The sequence below is a fragment of the Streptomyces sp. NPDC002793 genome (assembly GCF_040295485.1).
Taxonomy (GTDB): Bacteria; Actinomycetota; Actinomycetes; order Streptomycetales; family Streptomycetaceae; genus Streptomyces.
The window spans coordinates 1-16609 of the sequence record NZ_JBEOVL010000061.1; the positions used below are offsets into that span (position 1 = coordinate 1).

Genomic DNA, 16609 nt, shown 5'->3' on the forward strand with positions numbered 1-16609 from the left:
CGGGGGGTGCGGGTGAGGCGGTTGCGGGTTTCGCATGCTTTTCATTCTCCTTTGATGGTTCCGGTGGTGGAGCGTTTCCGGGCGGTGGTGGAGTCTGTGGAGTTCCGTGAGCCGGTGATTCCTTTGGTTGCGACGGGTGGTGGCCGGACGGATGTGACGTCTGCGGAGTACTGGGTGGCGCAGGTGACGGGCACGGTCCGGTTCGCCGACGCCGTCGCCGGCAGTGGTGAGGTGGGTACCTGGTTGGAGATCGGTCCGGTGCCGGTGCTTGCCGCGATGGTCGAGGATGCTGTCGCGGTGGTCAGGGGTCCGCGGTCCGAGGCCGCTGATCTGATGGACACCTTGGGCCGGTTGTGGCTACGCGGTCACGATGTCGACTGGAAGGCCGTGCTGCCCGGACGAAACCGGGTGGACCTGCCGACCTACGCCTTCCAACACCAGAACTACTGGCTCATGCCCGCCCCACAGCGCGGTGGCCTCTCCGCCGCCGGGCTGATGACGACCGGACACCCGATCCTGCTCACCGGGGTCGCCTCGGCGGACGGCGATCAGGTCATCTTCAGCGGTCGCCTGTCGCTCACCGCGCAGCCGTGGCTCGACGACCACCGCGTCCTCGGGTCCGTACTCTTCCCCGGCACCGGGTTCGCCGACCTCGCGATCACCGCAGGCCGCGCCGTCGGCAGCCCCCGGTTGGCCGAGCTGTCCCTCGGAGCCCCGCTCGTCCTCAGCGGCGACACCGGCTACCTGGTGCAGGTCGTCGTCGGTGCCGCGGACGACGCGGGTGACCGGGCGGTCACCCTGTACTCGCGGTCCGAGGACCAGGCCGATTGGACGCGGCACGGCTCCGGCACCCTAGGCACCGAAACCACCGCGCACTGGCAGCCCGACAGCTGGCCGCCCGCCGCAGCCGAGCCGGTCCTGCTGGACGGCTTCTACGACGACCTCGTGGGCGCCGGCTTCGACTACGGACCCAGCTTCCGCGGCCTCACCGCCGCCTGGCGTCGCGCCGGGGACGTCTTCGCCGAGATCACCCTGCCGGACGCGACGCCGGTCGACGGATTCGCCGCCCACCCCGGGCTGCTCGACTCCGCCCTGCACGCCATGGCCCTGCTCTGGGACCGTCCACAGGAGACGCCGAGGATTCCGTTCTCCTGGCAGGACGTCTCGCTCACCGGAGACACACCGCGCTCGCTGCGGATCCGTCTGAGCCGCACCGAGGCCGGCGCGGTCGTCCTCGACGCCGTCGACTCCGCAGGCCGCCCGGCCGCCCGCATCGGCGAGCTGTTCCTGCGCGAGGTCGACGCCGACAAGTTCCGCGGCACCGACGACGCACTCGCCGACAGCCGGTTCCACGTCGAATGGTCCACGCTCGACCCGGCCACGCCCACCCGGGTGCTCGGATCGTGCGCGGTGCTGGACGCCGACTTCGCCGGGGTGATCCGCGACCACGCGTCGGTCGGCGAACACGACGGCATCGCCGCCCTCGTGACCGCGCTGGACGCCGGGTCCCCGGCCCCGGACACCGTCGTCGCCCGCTGCCCGCGCACCGGTGACGACGACCTCATCGCCGCCCACCACGCCGCCGCCTGGGCCCTGAACCTGGTGCAGACCTGGCTGGCGGACCCGCGGCTGGCGGTCGGCCGGCTCGTCGTCGTGGTCGACGGCGGTCTCGCGCAGTCCACCGTCACCGGGCTCGTGCGCACCGCGCAGACCGAGCACCCAGGGCGCATCTGGCTGGTGCACGACGAAACCGGCGCGGTCCCGTCCCTGGCGCTCAGCACGGACGAGCCGGAGATCGCGGTCCGCGACGGGCAGCTGCTCAAGCGGCGACTGGTCTCGGCCGAACCTCTGCGGGACGCCCCGGCCTACGCCTGGCGGCTCGACTTCCCGGTGCGCGGCTCCCTCGACGATCTCGCCGTCGTGCCCGCGCCGGAAGCCGAACGTCCCCTGGCAGCAGGAGAAGTACGGCTCGAAGTCCGCGCCGCCGGGGTGAACTTCCGCGACATCCTGATCGGCCTCGACGTCTACCCGGGCGACGCGCGGCCGGGCATCGAAGCGGCCGGTGTGGTCGTCGAGACCGGGCCGGACGTCGGCATCAGCGTGGGGGACCGCGTCATGGGCCTCGTGCCCGACGCGTTCGGCCCGACCGCCGTCGCCGACGCCCGGACGCTGGTAGGGATCCCGGAAGGCTGGGACTTCACCACCGCGGCCGCCGTGCCGGTAGCGTTCCTCACCGCCTACTACGGCCTGGTCGACCTCGCCGGTCTCGCGGCGGGACAGCGGGTCCTCGTGCACGCGGCGGCCGGCGGCGTCGGGACCGCCGCGGTACAACTGGCCCGGCACCTCGGGGCCGAGGTCTTCGGCACGGCCAGTCCCACCAAGCACGAGCGTCTGCGCGCCGCCGGGCTCGACGACGCGCACATCGCCTCCTCGCGGACCCTGGAGTTCGAGGACACGATCCGCGAAGCGACCGGCGGCCACGGCGTCGACGTCGTACTCAACTCCCTGGCCGGCGAGTTCACCGACGCGTCCCTACGGGCGACCGCGCCGGGCGGGCGGTTCGTGGAGATCGGCAAGACCGACCTGCGCGCCCCCGAGACCGTCGCCACCGACCACGCCGGTGTGACCTACCGGCACTTCGACCTCGCCGACGCCGGACCCACGCGGATCGCCGAGATCCTCGCCGAACTGGCCAGGCTGTTCGAGACCGGTGAACTGACCCCGCCCGAGGCCACGGTCTGGGACGTGCGCAGCGCTCGCGAGGCATTCCGCGCGGTCAGTCAGGCCGCTCTCACCGGCAAGGCCGTCCTCTCGGTCGGGCCCCGCTTCGAGGACGGCGAGACCGTCCTGATCACCGGCGGCACCGGCACGCTCGGCCGGCTGGTGGCCCGGCACCTCGTGCTCCGGCACGGATTGCGGCACGTCACCCTCGTCGGCCGGAGCCACCGGCCGGAGGCCGACGCCGTCGCCGTCGAGCTGGCCGAAGCGGGCGCGCGGATCGACGTACGGGTCTGCGACGTCGGTGACCCGGATGCCGTCGGTGAGCTGATCGCCGCGGTGACAGCGGAACGGCGTCTCGCCGGGGTCGTGCACGCGGCCGGAGTCGTGGCCGACGGCGTGCTCACCTCCCTCGACGCGGACGGCCTCGCGGCGGTGCTGCGTCCGAAGGCCGACGGCGCATGGCATCTGCACCGCCACACCCAGGGCCTCGATCTGAGGCTGTTCGCGGTGTTCTCGTCCGCGTCGGCCACGTTCGGCAGTGCTGGGCAGGCCAACTACGCGGCCGCGAACACCTTCCTCGACGCGCTCGCCGAACACCGCCGTGCGCACCGCCTGCCCGCGACGGCACTGGCCTGGGGCCTGTGGGCGGAAAGCAGCACGATGACCGCCGGACTCTCCGAGGTGGACATCCGGCGGATGGGCCGGTCCGGAGTGCTCGCGCTCGGGACCGAACAGGGGGTGGCCCTGTTCGACGCCGGCACCGGGAACACCCAGCCGACCATGGTCGCAGCCCGGCTGGACCTCCCCGCGCTGCGCCGAGCCCATCGCGACCGACCGGCCCCGGCGCTGCTGCGCACGCTGGTCCCGCCGGTGCGGCCCGTGGCCGACCGGCCGGGGCCCGAAGCCACCGGCGTCACGCCCCTGGCCGGCCTGACCCGGCCCGAGCAACTGCGCGCCGTGCTCGACCTGGTGCGGGCGCAGGCCGCCGCGGTGCTGGGGCACGGCTCGGCCGACGACATCGACGCCGGACAGGCGTTCAAGGAGCTGGGCTTCGACTCGCTCACCGCGGTCGAGCTTCGTAACCGGCTCAAGACGGCGACCGGGGCGTCGCTGCCGGCGGTCGCGGTGTTCGACCACCCCACCCCGCTGGCCCTGGCCGAGCACGTGGTCGGCCTGCTCGCCCCGGCCGAGCTGGGCGCGGCCGAGGCGGTGCTGCGTGAACTGGACAGTCTGGAACCGGTCCTGGAGACCGTGTCCGGGACCGACGGCGCGCACGCCGAGATCGTCGACCGGCTCAGCCGCATGCTGCGGCACCTGCAGGGCGGCGACCAGCCCGGTGAAGAACTCGACGACGCAACGGTCGACGAGGTCTTCACCTTCATCGACACAGAGTTCAGCGATCTCGACCAGGACGGAGCCGACCGACGTGGCTGACGACGAGAAGCTCGTCCAGTATCTGAAGAAGGTCACCACCGATCTGAAGCGCACCCGCGAGCGGCTGCGCGAGATCGAGTCGGCCGGCACCGAGCCCATCGCCATCGTCGGCATGGCGTGCCGGTTCCCGGGCGGGATCGACTCGCCCGAGGAGTTCTGGCGGGTGCTGTCCGCCGGCGAGGACATCGTTGGCGCCTTCCCGGACGATCGGGGCTGGGACCCCGGCCGTCTCGGAGCCGATGTGCACCGCGAAGGCGGGTTCCTGGCCGACCCGGGCGGCTTCGACGCGCCCTTCTTCGGCATCAGCCCCCGCGAGGCGCTGGCCATGGACCCGCAGCAGCGGCTCCTGCTCGAAGTGACCTGGGAAGCGCTGGAACGCGCCGGCATCGACCCGGCGATCCTGCGTGGCACAGACGCGGGCGTCTTCGTCGGCCTCGCCGACCAGAAGTACGGCCCGCGCGATACCGCCGCCGAGCAGGAGGTGCTCGGCCATCTACTGACCGGCACGACCAGCAGCGTCGCCTCCGGCCGGATCGCCTACACCCTCGGCACGGAGGGTCCGGCGCTGTCCCTGGACACCGCCTGCTCGTCCTCACTGGTCGCGCTCCACCTGGCCATCCGGGCGCTGCGCGCCGGCGAGTGCTCCACAGCGTTCGTCGGCGGCGCCGCGGTGATGGCCGACCTGAGCTTGTACGCCGAGTTCGAGCAGCAGGGCGGGCTCGCCTCCGACGCCCGCTGCAAGTCCTTCGCCGCCGCCGCCGACGGGACCGGCTGGGGCGAAGGCGTCGCGATGCTCGTCGTACGCAAGCTGTCCGACGCGCGCGCCGCCGGCGACCCCGTCCTCGCCGTGGTCCGCGGCAGCGCGGTCAACTCCGACGGTGCGTCCAACGGCCTGACCGCCCCCAACGGACCCTCGCAGCAACGGGTGATCCGCCACGCCCTGCGCGATGCCCGGCTCAGTTCCGGCCAGGTCGATGTCGTCGAGGCGCACGGCACCGGCACCTCACTGGGCGATCCGGTCGAGGCACAGGCGCTGCTGGCGGCCTACGGGCAGGGCCGGGAACACCCGCTGCTGCTCGGTTCCGTGAAGTCGAACATCGGCCACACCCAGGCCGCGGCCGGGCTGGCCGGAGTGATCAAGATGGTGCTGGCGATGCGCCATGGCGTAGTGCCCAAGACGCTGCACGTCGACGAGCCCACGACCCGCGTCGACTGGACGGCGGGCGCCGTCGACCTGCTGACCGAAGCACGTGAGTGGCCGGCCACGGGCCGCCCGATGCGCGCCGGGGTCTCCGCGTTCGGCATCAGCGGGACCAACGCGCACGTCGTCCTGGAGCAAGCCCCCGCGATCGAGACCGCCGCACCCGCGCCGCGCCCGCCGGTGTCGGCATGGCTGCTGTCCGCCCGTGATTCCGGCGCACTGCGCGAGCAGGCCGCGCGCCTGCACCGATTCGCCGCCGACCATCCCGAGGCCGATCTCGCCTCCGTGCTGGCCACCCGCCGCGCCCGGCTCGGCCACCGCGCGGTCGTCGTCGGCCGCGACGGCGACGCACTGCTCGCCGGGCTGAGCGCGCTGAGCCGGGGCGAGACCGCTGCAGGGACGGTGCTCGGCCGCACCCATCAGGCCGGGGGACTGGCGTTCCTGTTCAGCGGCCAGGGCAGCCAGCGCGTCGGCATGGGCAGCGAACTGTGCGCCGTCTTCCCGGTGTTCGCCGAGGCCCACGACGAGGTGTGCCGCCACTTCGCCCCGCTGCTGCCACGGCCGCTGACCGAAGCGCTCGGCTCGGCGGACCTGATCCACCGCACCGAGTACGCCCAGCCCGCGCTGTTCGCGGTCGAGGTGGCGCTGTACCGCCAGCTCGCCGCGTGGGGGATCACCCCCGACCACCTGATCGGCCACTCCTTCGGCGAGCTGACGGCCGCTCACGTCGCCGGGGTGCTGTCGCTGCCGGACGCCTGCAAGCTGGTCGCCGCGCGCGGCGCGCTGATGCAGGAGCTGCCGGCCGGGGGTGCGATGGCCGCGCTGGAGACCGGCGAGGACGACCTGCCCGCGCTGCTCGCCGAGGCCGGCGTCGACGCTGAACTGGCGGCGGTCAACGCGCCTCGGTCGATCGTGGTCACCGGCGACGCCGACGCCGTCGACCGGCTCGTGGCGGCCTGCGGCGAGCGGGACGTGCGGGCCCGGCGGCTCGACACCTCGCACGCGTTCCACTCGGCGCGGCTGGAGCCGATGCTCGACCGGTTCCGTGTCGTCGCCGCCTCGCTGACCTACCACGCGCCTTCGCTGCCCATCATCTCCAACGTCACCGGCGAGCCTGTGCCGGCCGAGGTGCTGGGCACGGCGGACCACTGGGTCCGCCAAGCACGGTCGACCGTCCGGTTCCGGGCGGGCGTCGAGCACCTGGCCGCCCACGGAGTCACCGCGTTTCTCGAGGTCGGCCCCGGCGGCCTCACCCCGATGGCGCGCGCGTGCCTGGACGGTACGCACGAGGTCGCGCCCACCATGGTCAAACAGGGCCGGGAACCGGAAACGCTGCTGACGGCGCTGGCCCAGCTGCACGTCACCGGGTTCGCCGTACCGTGGGAGAAGATCACCGCCGACCCGGCCGCGCCGTACCTGGACCTGCCCACCTACCCCTTCCAGCGGGAGCACTACTGGCTTTCCGCGGGGCGGCTGCCCGGCAGCGAACAGGTCGTCACCGAAGAGGTCGTCACCGGGCCCCGCCGGCCCGGACACCCGCTCGCCGCGATGGCCCCCGCGGAGCTGGACCACCACCTCCTCACCCGCGTGCGCTCCGCGGCGGCGACCGCACTCGGTCACCGTTCGGCCGACGCGGTGCCACCGGACGAACGGTTCGGCGACCTGGGCTTCGACTCCATGCTCGCGATCCGGCTGCGCGATCTGCTCGCCACCGAAACCGAGCTGGACCTGCCGGCCACGCTGATGTTCGACCACCCGACCCCGCAGGCCGTCGCCGACTTCCTGCGCGAGGAGCTGGTCGGCGGCCGGGAAGACGTGCCGGTGGCACGCCGCGCCACCGGCGACGACCCGATCGCGATCGTCGGCATGGCGTGCCGCTACCCCGGCGGCGTGAGCACCGCCGACGCGCTCTGGACCCTGGTACGTACCGGGACCGACGGGATCACCGCCTTCCCGGCCGACCGGGCCTGGGACACCTCGGCCCTGGCACCGCACGTACGCCGCGAAGGCGGATTCCTCCACGACGCCGCGGAGTTCGACGCCGAGTTCTTCGGGATCTCGCCGCGTGAAGCGGCGAACATGGACCCTGCGCAGCGGCTGCTGCTGGAAACCTCGTGGGAGGCACTGGAAACCGCCGGCCTCGACGCTTCCGCCCTGCGCGGCAGCCGCACCGGCGTGTTCGCCGGGGTCGCCGGCTCCGACTACGGTCAGGTCCTGGCCGGGCTCACCGAGGCCGAAGGCCATGTGATGACCGGGACCGCGGCGAGCGTGTTCTCCGGCCGGGTGTCCTACGCGCTCGGACTGGAAGGCCCGTCCCTGACCGTGGACACGGCCTGCTCGTCGTCCCTGGTCGCCCTGCACCTGGCCGTGCGGGCGCTCCAAGCGGGCGAATGCGACCTTGCGCTGGCCGGCGGCTCCACCGTCATGTCCACCATGGGCAGTTTCACCGAGTTCGCGCGGCAGGACGGCCTCGCCGACGACGGCCGGTGCAAGGCATTCGCCGACACAGCCGACGGCACCGGCTGGGGTGAAGGCGTCGGGGTCCTGGTGGTGGAACGGCTCTCCGACGCCCGCCGCCACGGCCGCCGCGTACTCGCGACCGTGGCCGGCAGCGCGGTCAACTCCGACGGCGCGTCCAGCGGACTCACCGCCCCCAACGGTCCGTCCCAGCAACGCGTCATCCGCGCCGCGCTCGCCGACGCGGGCCTGCGCCCCACGGACGTGGACTTCGTCGAAGCGCACGGCACCGGCACGGCGCTCGGCGACCCCATCGAGGCGCAGGCACTGATCGCGACCTACGGCCGGGAGCGCGAGGAGCCGTTGTGGGTCGGCTCGCTGAAGTCGAACATCGGCCACACCATGGCGGCGGCCGGCGTCGGCGGCGTGATCAAGACCGTGCTCGCGCTGCGCCACGGCGTACTGCCGCGCACCCTGCACGTCACCGAGCCCAACCGCCGCGTCGACTGGTCGGCGGGCACCGTGCGGCTGCTCACCGAGGAACGCGCCTGGCCGGACACCGGACGGCCGCGCCGGGCCGCGGTGTCGTCGTTCGGCATGTCCGGCACCAACGCCCACGTGATCGTCGAAGCGGGCGACGCCCCGGTGGAGTACGCGGACGAGCCCGCGGCCGGCCCGCTGCCCGTCGTCGTCTCCGCGCGCACCCCCCAGGCGCTGCGTGCGCAGGCCGCCGCGCTGGCCGGCCACCTCGAAACCCACCCGGGACTCGGGCTCGCCCGGGCCGGCGCAGCGCTGCTGGACAGCCGGGCCGCGTTCGCCCACCGGGCGATCGTCGTCGCTGAGGACCGCGCTGACGCCGTGGCCGGGCTGCGCGCGATCGCGGCCGACGCGCACGCGGACCGCGTGGTCACCGGCACGGCGCGGGTGCTCGGCCGCGGCCCCGTCTGGGTCTTCCCCGGACAGGGCTCCCAGTGGCAGGGGATGGCGGCCGAACTGCTGGCGCAGTCGCCCGACTTCGCCCGGTGCTTCGCGGAGTGCGACCGCGCGCTCGCACCCCACCTCAGCTGGTCCGTGCTGGACGTCGCCCGCGGCGCGGAGGCCCCTGGCTCGCCCGAGCACCCGGACGTCGTGCAGCCCCTGCTGTTCTCGTTCGTGGTCAGCTTGGCCGCGCTGTGGCGGTCGTACGGAGTGGAGCCGTCGGCGGTGGTCGGGCATTCGCAGGGCGAGATCGCCGCGGCCTGCGTCGCGGGCGCGCTGAGCATCGAGGACGCGGCGCGGATCACCGTGCTGCGGGCCCGGGCCCTGCGCGCGCTGTCCGGCCGGGGCGGGATGGTGTCCCTGGTCGCGCCGCTGCCCGAGGTGCGGCAGCGGATCGAGCGCTGGGCGGACATCGAGGTGGCCGTGATGAACGGCCCGTCCTCGGTCGGCGTCACCGGCAGACTGCCCGTCCTGCGCGAGTTGGTGGCCGAAGCCGAGCGCGACGGCGTGACCGCCCGCTGGATCGGGATCGACTACGCCTCCCACTCGACCCAGATCGAGAGTGTCCACGCCGAACTTACGGCCGCGCTGAGCGAGATCACCCCGCGCCCGGCCGATGTGCCCTTCTTCTCCACCGTCACCGCCGACTGGGTCGACGGCACCGCGCTGGACGCCGAGTACTGGTACCGCAACGTCCGCGAGCCCGTACGGTTCGCCGACGCGATCACCGCGCTGGTCGGCCAGGACCACCACGCCTTCGTCGAGGTCAGCGCGCACCCGATGCTCGGCGGCGCGATCGCCGCGACCGCGGAGGCGGCGGGGACGGACGCGGTCGTGGTGGGCAGCACCCGGCGCGGGGACGGCGGTCTCCGCCGGATGCTCACGTCCCTCGCCCAGTTGTACGCGGCGGGCACCCCCGTCGACTTCGGACCGGCGTTCGGCGAGACCGGCCCCGGGCACGTCGACCTGCCGACGTACGCCTTCCAGCGGCGGCGCCACTGGCCCGAGACCCGGCCGGCGCCGGTGGGCGACGCGGCACACGAACAGTTCTGGGCGGCGGTCGAGCGCCAGGACGTCGAGGCGCTGACCGGCACGCTCGGCCTGCCGGACGACACCGCGCTCGGCCAGGTCCTCCCGGCGCTGTCGGGCTGGCACCGCGGCGGCCCGGCCGCGGCGAACCACCTCTACCGCATCGGCTGGACCGCCCGGACGGACCTCGGCGCACCGTCGGGGACCTGGTTGATCCTGACCTCCGGCGAGGTCGAGGGTGTCACCGGGGGCTTCCCGAACGCGTCCGAGGCACGGATCGACCTCACCGAGGGCGACCGGATCGGCGAGCAGGTGCGGTCCGCGTTCGACGGGGTTCCCGGACTCACCGGAGTGCTGTGCCTGTGGGGGCTCGACGAACGTCCGCATCCGGCACACCCCGGCGTCCCGCTCGGCCTCGCCGCGATCTCCGTGGTGCTGCGTGAACTCGCCGACTCCGGCCACCGCGCCCGACTGTGGTGCGCGACGCGGGGCGCGGTCGCCGTGCCCGGCTGCGACGACGCGCCCACCGCGCCGGGACAGGCCGCCGTCTGGGGACTCGGGCGCGTCGCGGCACTGGAACACCCGCGCACCTGGGGCGGCCTGGTCGACCTGCCGGCCACCGTGGACAAGGACGCCGCCCGGCTGCTCGCCGCCGTGGTGTCCGGTACCTCGGGGGAGGACCAGGTCGCCGTCCGCGCGAACGGGGTGTTCGGCCGCCGCCTGCACCGCGCCACCTTCGCCGCCGCGTCCGGCTGGCAGCCGGAGCAGGCCACCGTGCTGGTCACCGGCGGCACCGGCTCCCTCGGCGCGCACGTCACCCGCTGGCTCGCCCGCGAGGGCGCCCGCAAGGTCGTCCTGCTCAGCCGCAGCGGAGGCACCACGCCCGAAGTCCGCGCGCTGGCCGAGGAGGCCGCCGCGCTGGGCACCGAGGTCGTCACCGCGGCCTGCGACGTCACCGACGCCGTCGCCGTCACCACGGTGCTGCGTGACGTACAGGCCGGCGGCGAGCCGATCACCGCCGTCGTGCACACCGCCGGAGCCGGGGTGCGCGGTCAGGTCACCGAAACCGGCACCGAGGACCTGCGCATCGCGCTGGCCGCGAAGGTCACCGGCATCGCCCACGTCGAATCGGCCCTGCCCGCCGCGCAACTGGACCTGGTGGTCTACTTCTCGTCGATCAGCGCCGTCTGGGGCGCGGGCGACCACGGCGCCTACTCCGCGGCCAACGCCGTGCTGGACGCCCGCGCGCTGCGCCGCACCGCCGACGGCGTACCGACGCTGTCGGTGGCCTGGGGCCCCTGGGCGGGCAGCGCCATGGTCACAAGGGAGAACCGGGACGCGCTGCGGCGCAACGGCGTACCCGCACTGGAACCGCGACCGGCGATCGCCGCACTCGAAGCGGCGATCGCGCGCGGGCCGGGCGCGGTCGTCGCCGCCGACGTCGACTGGGCCGGATTCACACCGGTGTTCACCGGCCGGCGTCCCAGCCCGCTCCTGGCCGAGCTGCCCGAAGCCCGTACCGCCCAGCCGGCCCCGGCACCCGCCGGACGGCTCGCGGGCCTCACCGGGCGCGAGCGCGACCGAAAGCTGCGCGAGATCGTGCACCGGGCCGTTGCCGCGGTGCTCGGCCACGTCGACATCGCAGCGGTCGCCCCTGACCGGGCCTTCTCCGAACTCGGCCTCGACTCGCTGGCCGCGGTGGACCTGCGCGGCCGGCTGGCCGCCGACGTCGGCACACGCCTGCCCGCCACGCTCGCCTACGACCACCCGACCGTCGAGGCGCTCACCGCGTTCCTCGCCGGCACGGTCGCGGAGGAGCCCGTGGCCGCGCCGGGACCGCGCGAGGAAGACGATCCCGTCGTACTGGTCGCGATGAGCTGCCGCTTCCCGGGAGGCATCGGCTCGCCGGAGCAGCTGTGGCAGGCCGTCGAGGCGGGCGAGGACCGCACCGGTCCCTGGCCGGCCGACCGCGGCTGGCCGTTGGAGCGGTTGCGTGACCCGGACTCGCCGTCGGGCAGCTACGTCGGCTCGGGCGGCTTCCTCGACGACATCGCCGGCTTCGACGCCGAGTTCTTCGGCATCTCGCCGCGCGAGGCGGTGGCGATGGACCCGCAACAGCGGGTGCTGCTGGAAAGCACGTGGGAGGCGATGGAACGGGCGCGGCTGGACCCGGCGTCGCTGCGCGGCAGCCGTACCGGCGTGTACGTCGGGCTGACCGACCAGGGTTACGGCGAGCGGCTGCGCGCGGAAGGTTCCGGTGCCGAGGGCTATCTGGTGACCGGTGCCGCCGCCAGCGTCGCCGCGGGCCGGATCGCGTACCTGTTCGGGCTGGAGGGTCCGACCCTCACCGTCGACACGGCGTGCTCGTCCGCGCTGGTCGCCCTGCACCTGGCGACGAAGGCGCTGCGGGCCGGTGAGTGCGACCTCGCGCTCGTCGGCGGGGTGATGGCGATGTCGGACCCGACCGCGTTCGTCGCGTTCAGTCGCCAGCGCGCGCTGGCGGAGGACGGCCGCTGCAAGTCGTTCGCCGACGCCGCCGACGGGTTCGCCCTGGCCGAGGGCGTCGGCACGCTCGTCGCAGAACGGCTGTCCGACGCCCGCCGCCACGGTCACCCGGTGCTCGCGGTGGTGGCCGGCACCGCCGTCAACTCCGACGGCGCGTCCAACGGCCTGACCGCGCCCAGCGGCCCGGCGCAGCAGCGGGTCATCCGCGCGGCCCTCGCCGACGCCGGTCTGTCCACCAAGGACGTGGACGCGGTCGAGGCCCACGGCACCGGCACCACGCTCGGCGACCCGATCGAGGCCCAGGCGATCCTGGCGACCTACGGCCAGGACCGTACGACCCCCGTACGGCTCGGCTCGGTGAAGTCGAACCTCGGCCACACCCAGGCGGCGGCGGGAATGGCCGGTGTGATCAAGATGGCGCTGGCCATGCGCCACGGGGTGTTGCCGCGGACGCTGAACGTGGACCGCCCGAGCGAGCACGTCGACTGGACGGCGGGCGCGGTCCGCCTGCTGACGGAAGCCGAGCCATGGCCGGTGACGGATCACCCGCGCCGGGCCGGGGTGTCGGCTTTCGGCATCAGTGGCACCAACGCCCACGTGATCCTGGAGGAGGCCCCGGCCGACCCGGTGGCCGAGCTCGTACCGTCCGCGCTTCCGGCGGTGTTGCCGGTGTCGGCGCGCAGCCGCGAAGCTCTCCACGCCGCCCTGGACCGGTTGCGCGAGCGCCTCGGGGACCAGACGGTCTCGCCCCTGGACGCCGGCTACTCGCTCGCCGTCACGCGGGCCGCGTTCGACCACCGCGCCGTGGTGGTCGGGACCGCGCTCGACACGCCCGTGCGCGGTGTCGCGTCGAACGGTTCCGCGCCCGCCTTCCTGTTCACCGGCCAAGGCGCGCAGCGCGCGGGGATGGGCCGAGGCCTCCACGCCGCCTTCCCGGTGTTCGCCCGCGCCTTCGACGAGGTCTGCGCGGCGTTCGGGCCCCTGGCCGGACGTTCGTTGCAGGACGTCGTGTTCGCCGAGGACACCACCCTGCTCGACCGGACCGAGTACACACAGCCCGCCCTCTTCGCGTTCGAGGTCGCGCTGGTCGAGTTGCTGGCCTCCTGGGGCATCGGGCCGGCCCGGCTCGCCGGGCACTCCATCGGCGAGCTGGCCGCGGCCTACTGCGCGGGCCTCTGGTCGCTGCCGGACGCCTGCTCCGTCGTCGCCGCGCGGGGCCGGCTGATGCAGGCCCTCGACGAGCCGGGCGCGATGGCCGCCGTCGAGGCACCCGAAGCCGATGTCCTGGCGGCGCTCGCCGGAGCCGGGAACGTGAGCACAGCCGCGGTCAACGGGCCCACCGCCGTCGTCGTCTCCGGCGCGACCGACGCCGTCGAGCGGGTCGCCGAAGGCTTCGAACGCCGAGGTGTGCGGGTCAAGCGGCTCACCGTCTCCCACGCCTTCCACTCGCCGCTGATGGACCCGATGCTGCAGGAGTACGAGCGCGAACTCGGCAAGATCACCTTTGCCGAACCCGTGCTGCCGCTGGTGTCCGGCGTCACCGGGCAGCCGCTCGGGGCGGAGGTGCGCACCCCTGAGTACTGGGTGCGGCAGGTCCGGGACGCCGTGCGGTTCGCCGACGTCCTCACCACCCTCGGCGAGTCCGGTGTGGACACGTTCGTCGAGATCGGGCCGGACGGTGTGCTCACCGGCCTGGCCGCGAACGGGCCGTGGACCGCCGTCGCCACCCAGCGGAGGGACCGCGACGAGGTGACGACCCTCGTACGCGCCCTCGGTACCTTGTGGGCCGGCGGCGGCGAGGTCGACTGGCCCGCGTACTACGCAGGCAGCGGAGCCCGGACGACGGACCTGCCGACCTACGCCTTCCAGCGACGGCGCTACTGGCTCGACCAGCCCACCTCACCCGCTGCCGCGCTCGACGGCACCGGCCACCCGCTGTTCACCGGCGCGGCGGAGCTGCCCGACGCCGGGGGAGCGGTGTACTTCGGCACCGCGCGGGACAGCGCTCAGCGCCGTCCCGCGGCGTTGCTGGAGGCGCTGCTGTGGGCGGCCGGGGCCGGCCGGGCAGAGGTCACCTTCACCGCCGAACCCGACCACCCGGTACACGTCCGGCTGACCGTCTCGGCGGCGGAAGACCTCCGGAGGTACGTGGTGCACACCCGTCCGGTCGCCGAGCCCGATGCGGCGTGGACGAGGACTGCCGAGGCCGTCGTACGCGACGACACCGCGGCACCGGAACCGTTCGCGTGGCCGCCCGCCGGGGTTCCGGTAGAACCGGCCGAGATCGCGGGCGCGCTCGACCGGACCGACGGGATGGACGTGCTGACCGCGGTCCGGCGGGACGGCGGCGATCTCCTGGCCGAACTGGCGCTGCCCGAGGGCGTCGAGCCGGGCGCGTACACCGTGCACCCGGACCTCCTCGCCGGGATCGAGCTGCTGGCCCGGTACGCCGCGGCGGTGGAGCACGGTGAGGCAGCGGTCACCGGGTGGGCCGGGGTCGCCGTGCACGCCGTCGGCGCCACCTCGGTCCGGGTGCGGCTGGCCGTCGACGGCCGCGTCGAGGCCGTCGACACCGAGGGCGGGCCGGTCCTCTCGGCCGAGCGGCTCGTGCTGGGGACCCCGCGACCGCGAGTCGCCGCCGGGGGCGTGCTCCACCGGCTGGAGTGGATTCCGGTGCGAGCGGGCGTGAACCGTCCCGAATGGAGCTACCTGGAGGAGCGTGGCGAGGACACCCCGCCGCTCGCGGTGGTCCGGATGCCGTCGACGCCGGGGGCGTCCGCTCAGGAAGCCTCCGCGAACGCCCTGGCGCTGGTGCGGTCGCTGCTCGCCCGCCCGGGGACCACGTTCGCGGTCCTCACGCACGACGCCGTCTCGCTGCCAGGCCGCCCGGCCGACCCGGTACGGGCCGCCGCCCGAGGCATCGTGCTGGCCGCGCAGGCGGAGCACCCGGACCGGTTCCTGCTCATCGACACCGACACCGATGCCGACCCCGCCCAGGAGCTGCTGACCGCGGCACTCGGAGCCGAGGAGCGGCAGGTGGCGTTGCGGGGCCCGGATGTCCTGGTGCCCCGGCTCACACCGGCCCCCGCCCCGGCAGAGGGCGAACTCCCGCGTCACGGCACGGTGTTGCTCACCGGCGCGACCGGCGCGCTCGGCGGGCAGGTCGCCCGGCACCTCGCGACCCACCACCGGGTCGGACACCTCGCCCTGCTCAGCCGCCGCGGCCACGACGCGCCGGAAGCCGCCGGGCTGCTGGCAGACCTGGCCGCCACCGGCACCGGCGTGACCCTGGTCGCCGGGGACGCGGCCGACCGCGAAGCGGTTGCCGCCCTGCTGGCGGCCGTCCCCGCCGAACACCCGCTGACCGCCGTCGTGCACGCGGCCGGGGTGCTGGACGACGCCTCGGTCGCCGAACTGACCCCGGAGCGGCTCGGGCCGGTGCTGCGCGCCAAGGCCGATGCCGCCCGTGTGCTGCACGAGCTGACCGCGGCGCACGACGTGACGAAATTCGTGCTGTTCTCCTCCGCGGTCGGTGTGCTCGGTGGCGTCGGGCAGGCGAACTACACGGCCGCCAACGCGTTCCTGGACGCGCTGGCCCACCAGCGGGCGGCAGCGGGGCTCCCCGCGACCGCCCTTGCCTGGGGCCTGTGGGGCGTTGACGGAGGGATGTCCGGCGGCCTGCGCGACACCGACCTGCGCCGGATGGCCAGGGCCGGGGTGATGCCGCTCTCCGCCTCCGACGGGCTCGCACTGCTCGACCGCGCACTCGCCGCCGACGACCCGGCGCTGGTGCCGATCCGGCTCGACCACGGCGTGCTCACCGCACACGCTGCGGCCGGGAGGCTCGACCCGGTGTACTCCGGCCTGGTGCGGGCCCGGTCCCGCCGGGCCGCCGCCGCGCCGCAGCGGCCACAGTGGAGCGAGATGCCGGCCGAACAGCGTGAGCGGGAGCTGCTGCACCTCGTCCGGACACGCGTCGCGGCCGTGCTCGACCACGACGCGCCGTCGGCGGTCGACGCCACGCTCGCCTTCCGGGACATCGGGTTCGACTCGCTGACCGCGGTGGAGCTGCGCAACACGCTCGCTGACGCGATCGGTGCGCCGCTCTCGGCCGGGGCCGTGTTCGACCATCCGACGCCGGCCGCGCTGGCCGCGCACCTCGACGACGTCGTCCGGCGGGCCGCCGCGCCCGCCCGGCTGCCCGTGCTCGCCCAGCTCGACCTCCTGGAGGCCGCGCTGGCCGAACTGCCCGCGGGCGACGCGGTGCGCGCACAGGTCCAGGGC

1 protein-coding gene and 1 pseudogene are annotated in these 16609 nt (G+C 74.5%); both read left to right on the top strand.

Features of this window, described 5'->3' with window-relative positions:
* The first annotated feature begins 153 nt into the window (after nt 1-153).
* Entirely contained in the window at nt 154-4155 is a 4002-nt protein-coding gene (locus tag ABT001_RS33100; protein ID WP_351285112.1) for an SDR family NAD(P)-dependent oxidoreductase, read from the top strand.
* Nucleotides 4148-16486: pseudogene (locus tag ABT001_RS33105) on the top strand (type I polyketide synthase); the annotation flags it as partial. The gene ABT001_RS33100 and the pseudogene ABT001_RS33105, both read left to right, overlap by 8 nt.
* Nucleotides 16487-16609: the final 123 nt, after the last annotated feature.